The 3,983-nt window shown below is 45.8% G+C and carries 5 protein-coding genes; 3 read left to right on the forward strand and 2 right to left on the reverse strand.

Features of this window, described 5'->3' with window-relative positions; all coding sequences use genetic code 11:
• Positions 1-142: 142 nt before the first annotated feature.
• A complete protein-coding gene (locus H6F74_RS11000) occupies positions 143-775 on the reverse strand; it encodes a Vat family streptogramin A O-acetyltransferase (protein ID WP_190440613.1) in 633 nt (210 codons plus the stop codon).
• Positions 776-1,297: 522 nt separating this feature from the next.
• A complete protein-coding gene (locus H6F74_RS30990; RefSeq protein ID WP_347269503.1) occupies positions 1,298-1,435 on the reverse strand; it encodes a hypothetical protein in 138 nt (45 codons plus the stop codon).
• Between the two features lie 170 nt (positions 1,436-1,605).
• Between H6F74_RS30990 and H6F74_RS11010 the strand changes: the two genes are divergently transcribed.
• The 3 genes from H6F74_RS11010 to H6F74_RS11020 all read left to right on the forward strand — a co-directional run.
• The gene (locus H6F74_RS11010) at positions 1,606-2,085 is read left to right on the forward strand and encodes a hypothetical protein (protein WP_199301093.1); all 480 of its coding nucleotides are present in this window, start codon (positions 1,606-1,608) and stop codon (positions 2,083-2,085) included.
• Between the two features lie 1,090 nt (positions 2,086-3,175).
• Positions 3,176-3,709 (forward strand): hypothetical protein, encoded by a 534-nt coding sequence (locus H6F74_RS11015; protein ID WP_190440615.1) that lies wholly within the window; start codon positions 3,176-3,178, stop codon positions 3,707-3,709.
• On the forward strand, positions 3,706-3,983 hold a 278-nt coding region (locus H6F74_RS11020), incomplete at its 3' end, for a hypothetical protein (protein WP_190440616.1). The genes H6F74_RS11015 and H6F74_RS11020, both read left to right, overlap by 4 nt.

Consider the following 3,983-nt stretch of genomic DNA (forward strand, 5'->3'; position numbering starts at 1 on the left):
TGAAACCATCACCCGCTACTAGGTTCTTCTCTCAAAACTATACCTGTTATGCCTTTGAGCATTATTTTAAGTATTTTGTCTGATTGTTAAGAAAGATGCGGGTAATGGATAGCATGAGCGAACGGGGAGTTCTACGGCGCTGCTACTCACAATTCATCAGCGCTTCAATGTCTGCCGCTACAATCTTCTCCAAATTGCCTGTAATCTTTTGAATGTCCCAATTCCACCAAGCAACTTCAAGTAATGCTCGGATGACTTCATCACTAAAGCGCTGGCGGATCAACTTGGCTGGATTTCCACCGACAATTGTATAAGGTGCAACATCACCTACGACTACTGATTTTGCAGCAATGATAGCTCCATCTCCCACCTGTACTCCTGGCATAATGACCGCTTCATAGCCAATCCATACGTCATTACCCACAACCGTATCGCCTTTATAGGGCAGTTCCCCTGGTTGAGGGAATACTTTTTCCCAACCATTTTTGAAACCAAAAAATGGATAGGTCGAAAACCCATCCAACTTGTGATTTGCACCGTTCATGATGAATTTTATGCCCCTCGCTAAAGCACAAAATTTTCCAATGACTAAGCGATCGCCATCAAATGGAAAATGGTACAAGACATTCCGCTCAAAATCTTCGGAATTTTCTGGATCGTCGTAGTATGTGTAATCTCCAATGATGATATTAGGATTTGACACCGTGTTCTGAATGAAGCAAACTTGCGGAAAACCCTGCATTGGATGTTTATTTTTTGGATCTGGTCCGTACAAAGTTGACAGCTCCCAACTCTCAAAAATGCATTATCTCTGCATCTTAGCCAAAAGCTCAAAATCCTTTGTCACAAATCTTTTGGAGCCTCTGTGTTTTCCAATAACTCTGATCTTTTCATGTGGTTTTGCCGCTCGCTGGAGGCAGAGCCACATCGGAGCATGCACGGCAAAGCAGGAACGAGTGCGATCGCCCTTCGCTGTAGATTGAGTTGAGCTTGTCACCTCCTTACTTATGGCTTAGTAGATAACGTGGAACCAAACATGGCTCGATTGAGCGATCGCATTAAGTTGCAGGATACAACGCGATCGCGAAATTAGATTTCAAACTGTGAATCTAGAAGTCACACTTCGCTCTCCAAGCATTGGTCATACCTGCAATCTCTAGAAGTTCCAATTAGAACCTCCAATGATTAGCTTTTATTTTGAATTACAACCTGTAGTTCATGTCGCATACATAGCGATCTAACGCCCAAGCTCAGCGGACGGCTGGAGTACCTTGTTAGGCACGTTCTTGCTCTATCTCTACCATGACTCTGGATACTCGGCGTGGGTTGGAAGCCCGCCGCTAGCACAACCCGACGACGCTCTGGATGCCCAGAAGATGTGATCCGTCAGAGTGATAGGCGGTACTGTATCCAATGAGCCTGCCGGAATAACCATGATCTTGCCGTTGCACGTTAGAAGCGGGTTCGGGCACCCGCAATGGCTGCAAAACCATTTCCAAAGAATTGCGTACCCTGGCTCCGAGCCCAAAAGCAGCTAAGTCTAGCTTTGCTGCTTTAACGGCACTAATATGTCTCCACGACAATTAATAAAGTCACTGTACAAAATTGCGTGATCGCATCAATGCCTTTGCCACCGTTGTCGGAAACCTGCAACCGATTCTGGCTCAAGTTCCCACGTTTATCAAGCAAGCGGCGATGAGTGTTGACCCCCAAGAAGAGGACGTTCTGATGTCCAAATTTGAGCAGCTACTCTGTACTCCACCTCTAGGTCCGGCTTTAGAAGAGATGGTCGTAATGGACGTGGAGGCTGATTTGGAAGACATCCGCAAGTCAATTCCCTCGACGCCTGTTACACCAGAAATGATTGAGCAGCTATTTACTGCTTCAGCAATTTTAAGGTCTTGTGGTGCATTGTTTGAAAGCAAGAGCGATCGCACCTGGCAGCTTACTTACAAAGGGCAGAACTACGGCGTTACTTTTTTTCCAGAAGTATTTGATGAAATGCCTTCGCTGCGGTTGATGAGTTTTGGGGAGCCCTTATTTGAGGAGTTGTTGAGTAGGTTCAACTCCTGGGTTGGGTTGTAGCCAGGACTGTTGAAGGGAGAGTAGTCAGCACTACCGGGAATTTTTCAACTGTAAATACTCGGCGGAGCGCGGTATACCGCGCTCCGCTGAGCTCTCGGTAGTTTGGTTAGCTCCTTAGACAATACACGAGTCGTTTTACGGCTTGCTTTGGCAACGCGATCGCCGGGAGCTAATAGCCTGGAATCAGCACGAGAGGAAATTTTTCAACTGTAAATACTCAGCGGAGCGCGGTATACCGCGCTCATCAAGCTCCCTTTGGTTTGTTGCTTCTTAGACAATCTAAGAGTTGTAAGACCAGTTGCTTTGGCAACGTGATCGCTCAGAACTAATAGCCTAGAACCAGCACTAGAGGAAATTTTTCAACTGTAAATACTCAGCGGAGCGCGGTATACCGCGCTCATCAAGCTCCCTTTGGTTTGTTGCTCCTTAGACAATCCTTGAGTCGTCTTGCGACTTGCCAACACAAGAGTTGTCTCTAGGATTTCTCTGTCAATCTGATGTTGCTCGATAATTAGCCGGTCACTTTTTTCGTAACCGAATTAACTTTAATTTGGTAACAGACTTAACTGTAGTGACTATAAGTGTTACGTAATAAGTATTATACAAGTATCATAATTGTTACATTTTTTTAAGTACACTCGCTACACATTTACTAATAAGTTGAGCGAGCGCTTATAACTAAAGGGATTTTTACAAAATTCCCTATAACGGAAGTGGTAGATGATCGGGGGAAACTTTACCTACTATAATTAGCTGAGGAGCGAAAACTCGAACAGGAGAACTCGGATGGGACAAAATCCATCAATTCGATTAGCGCAAATGATACAGATTCAACAATTTAATCTATTGCGGCATGCAACTTATAATCTAGATGCCTGCAATTCAGAAATTGTTCGTACTGCTTTTGACAATTATTTATACCCCGTGGATTCATTGAGCCACAACAGCAAAACGCCAGTAGCTTAAGCTACTGGCGTTCATTATTATCCACCCACGCAACGGCAGAAAGTTTGGCGACTAGAACCGATTGCAGTGGACTAGCAAGACCCATTCCCATGAATAACGGGTTGATGGGACATTCTTTAATGATATGTCGGACAGATTTTTTAGGCAAAACTTTTCTTGTGTACCGTTACCTCACAATCCCGCTCGACTTACTGGGGATTATTCAGGATTATTCCTTCAGAATTCCGACCCAGCTACAGTAGCTTCAGATGAAAGGCAATCGCCGCCCTCCACATTCGAGCGATCGCCTTTGAGTCCATCAGCCCCATCAAAGAGCCAGGAAGTCTTAGAAACTTCGGCGGCACAGTGCATCAAAAGTAAGTTGTCGCTGCTAGTACCACCAGTAAAACCAACCCAAGCAGCGCTGAAGGTGGAACGTGTAGCGCCCAACCTGACCGTAGGCGACGATCAAAGATTTTTGTTAATTCATTTTGAGTCTGGATTGCAGATTCCAGAACCGTTCACCCAGCAGGAATGCGAAATCATTCGGAATGTTTTCCAGTGCTGGCATTGGACGGTTGACCTAAAGAGTCGAGAACCAGCTGGCAGGGCTTGCTTACTAAATCTGCTTGAGGAGATTTGCGACCAACCTGCAATCTTCCGGGGGGTAGCGTCATGAGACAAGGATTTACACCTCTCAAAGGAAATTGCCCGGTTTGTAACGGTACTCGTAAAGATTGCCGCCAAAGCGCAAACCTCATCCACTGCCGCGATAGCGTTGCTAACCCACCCGATTACATATTCCGGGGCGAGGACAAACTAGGCTTCGGAATGTGGGCTCAAAAAGCCGAAGTCGAAGCCGCATCCCAACAGCAGCGAGAAGAGTGGCGACAGCAGTGCGAAAGAGAAAAACAACGGTGGTTAGACGCAGAACGCGCTCAAAGATCCCAACT

Source organism: Trichocoleus sp. FACHB-90, assembly GCF_014695505.1.
Taxonomy (GTDB): Bacteria; Cyanobacteriota; Cyanobacteriia; order Cyanobacteriales; family FACHB-T130; genus Funiculus; species Funiculus sociatus.

Excerpts from the sequence above, each read along its gene's own strand:
- H6F74_RS30990 (WP_347269503.1), bottom strand. The coding sequence starts at position 1,435 with ATGGTTATTCCGGCAGGCTCATTGGATACAGTACCGCCTATCACTCTG.
- H6F74_RS11015 (WP_190440615.1), top strand. The coding sequence starts at position 3,176 with ATGTCGGACAGATTTTTTAGGCAAAACTTTTCTTGTGTACCGTTACCT.